This window comes from Psittacicella gerlachiana (assembly GCF_003585965.1).
In the GTDB taxonomy this organism is placed as follows: Bacteria; Pseudomonadota; Gammaproteobacteria; order Enterobacterales; family Psittacicellaceae; genus Psittacicella; species Psittacicella gerlachiana.
Window position 1 is genome coordinate 1 of sequence record NZ_NRJF01000233.1, and the last position, 2,928, is coordinate 2,928.

The 2,928-nt window shown below is 29.4% G+C and carries 3 protein-coding genes; 2 read left to right on the forward strand and 1 reads right to left on the reverse strand.

What is annotated here, in order from left to right; genetic code table 11:
* Both CKF59_RS07945 and CKF59_RS07035 read left to right on the forward strand, forming a co-directional pair.
* Positions 1-210: hypothetical protein (locus tag CKF59_RS07945; protein ID WP_222985677.1), on the forward strand; the 210-nt coding region annotated here is incomplete at its 5' end.
* A 4-nt stretch (positions 211-214) separates the two neighbouring features.
* Entirely contained in the window at positions 215-1,816 is a 1,602-nt protein-coding gene (locus CKF59_RS07035) for an ATP-binding protein (protein ID WP_119535228.1), read from the forward strand.
* 139 nt (positions 1,817-1,955) lie between these two features.
* Here the strand turns inward: CKF59_RS07035 and CKF59_RS07040 are convergent, their stop codons facing one another.
* Positions 1,956-2,375: a hypothetical protein gene (locus tag CKF59_RS07040; protein ID WP_119535229.1), complete on the reverse strand. Its 420-nt coding sequence runs from the start codon at positions 2,373-2,375 to the stop codon at positions 1,956-1,958.
* Positions 2,376-2,928: the final 553 nt, after the last annotated feature.

Consider the following 2,928-nt stretch of genomic DNA (forward strand, 5'->3'; position numbering starts at 1 on the left):
ACTTTAGATTTGTTTAACATACAAGCTAGTTTTAATTCAGAAATAAGAAAAATATTAATAAACTTAATTAAAGAAAAAGATTCTCGTATTCTGCTTATAGGTTCATCTTTTCAAGAGTTCGTAAATATAATTCCTGATCGAGTAACAAAATCTCCTGAAGAAAAATTATCTGAGAATCTTTTAAAATTATTAAGTGGAAATGAAGGGTAATAATATGAATAGTAAATGGTTTTCTCCTCATATCCAAGAATGGTTTATTGGTACATTAACTGAGATATCTGCAACAACAGCTAAAGTCAACTTAATACCTTCTAGGCTTCATGAATATTCTTTAAATTTTGGTACTAAAATTCCAATTGGAGTTGTAAACTCTTTTGTATTTATAGATTGTGGAGAGTACTCATTATTTGGTAGATTAATCGAAGTTCTATTAGAAACTAAAGAACGTTTAACCGTTGATGATAAAAATATCTCAAATCATCCGATTGGAATTATTCAATTATTAACTAGTATTGACACTTCAAATGGAAAAAATTATTTAGGAATTCAAGAGTACCCTAATCTAGGAGCCCAAGTATATTCAGCACATCCAGACCTAGTTACTATTCTAGCTAGTAATAACATACATAATAGAAAAGAAGATATTACATTTCCTATTGCAAAAGTTCCAAATTCAAATATACATATACATGTAACACCAGAAAAACTATTTGGCAGGCATTGTGCAATATTAGGTTCTACGGGAGGAGGAAAGAGCTATACTCTAGCTAACTTAATAGAGCATGTACAAATTCATGGTGGTAAAGCTTTACTTATAGATGCTACAGGAGAGTATAAAGACTTTCCATTTGAAAGTTACTATGTAGGTGACAATCCTAATTATAATAACAAAGAAATAACTCAAGTAACATTTCCTCATTGGATGTTTAATGCTTCATGTATTCGTAATTTATTAAGACCTTCCTTTCAAACTCAAGCACCAAAACTAGCTCTAGCGATAAATAAATTAAAATCAGAAAATAAAGAATATAATCCTTACAGTGAATCATTAAGTAAAAATAATGATTATTCATATTGGCCTTTTTATAAGTTAAAATCTAAAATTGAAGATATATCAAAACAGTCTGAAATAGATTACTGTCTAACTCTTTTTACAAGAATAGAGTTTATTACTGGAAATAAAAGTCTTAAATGGATGATTGATTGTGATAAAAGTTTAACTCCTATCCCAGAAATTATTCAAGAACTATGTGCAAATGATAACAAAATTATTCGCTTGGATTTATCATATGTACCGTCTTCGGATAATGCAAAAGAACTATTAGTTAATGCAATAGGAGAATGTTTACTAGATTGTGCAAAATCAGGAGCAATCTCTAATAAAAATCCTTTAATCGTATTTATAGATGAAGCACATCAATTTCTCAATAAACGCATAGGTGATGAATTTTTTAATTTTGAATTAGATTCATTTGGGAATATCGCAAAAGAAGGACGTAAATATGGTCTAACTACTGTTATTGCAACTCAACGTCCTAGAGATATCCCTGAAAGCGTTCTAAGTCAAATAGGAACATTAATCGCACATAAATTAACTAATGAAAAAGATCAAGACTTAATAAGAAGAGCGGTTGGAGCTATTGATAGTAAATCAATATCTTTCCTACCTATACTTAAACAAGGTGAAGCTTTACTTTTAGGAGTAGATTTTCCATTTCCGATTAATGTAAATATCAATAAACCTAATAATGAACCTCATTCTCAAGGTCCAAATTATTCAAACTGGAAAAAATCGAATAAGACGGAAGCGATATAAAGAAATGTTATTAATCTCATTAAAAAGCTTCGAAATCTAATTAAAACGTTTTAATGAAAAGTGCATACTAAAGCCTCCCATTACTCAGTAACGGGAGGCTTTAGTATGTCTTAAAAAATTAACTTAAGAAAAATTTGGTTTACTTACCGACAATTACGCCAATTGCTTTCCCCAAAAATCTAATCTGACTGGTCATAAAAACTCTTGAAGGATAGTTAGTTCCAGGTTTAGTCAACTCGTATAAAGTTACTAAATCTCTTTTAACTTCTTTTACTTGAGCAAGAATTTGCGTTTCAATTACTTTACCTTCAGCACTTAAATCTAAAGCGTAAACCCCATCACCAGCAAAGTGATTAATATTATCTAAAAGCAATACATCACCAGCTTTGGTAATCGGTTCTAACTGATTATCAATTACTTCTAAAAGTAAGGTACGTGTCTTTTTGTAAGTTTTAAAATCAACTAAAGGCTTAAAACCTGCATAGTTAGTTAAATCAATCGCTTGTCCTGTATCGTCGACAAGAATGTTGTTTGTTTTTGGAGTATCTGTTTTACTCATCTAATTTTCTTTTTTCGTAAAATCACAAATTGTTAGTGGGAGTTATTTTATCATATCTTAACTTAAAGCTAAGGATTATTCCATTACTCAGCCTCTAACCTTTGCTCCTCCAAACAACTTCTTATATAAGAGTTAATCAAATATCATATCCCATAATAACTAACTAGAAAAAGTCAACTTAATACTATAACAAGTCAATTACATGACAAAGTCATCACATAATCACCATAGTTAAATTCAGTACCTTAGACAATTGTACGTAAAACCTAATAACTTAAACTTCAACTTCAATGTCAAACTCTAGCTCAATCCCAAATTCAAGCTCAAATTTAAACTAAAATTTAAGTTTTCTTAGATGATTTTAAGTTATCTTAACGTTAAGTTAATCTGCGATAAATAATGCTTATCCTTATCCATAAGTTTATATCTATAGTTTGTAAAGTCTAGTTTTGAGTTTAGATGTATAGTGCCAATATTTGTGTCTATATCCATAGGGTCTATATTTATGTATATATTCATAGTGTCAACATCATGGTCTGTATTTATATAGTGT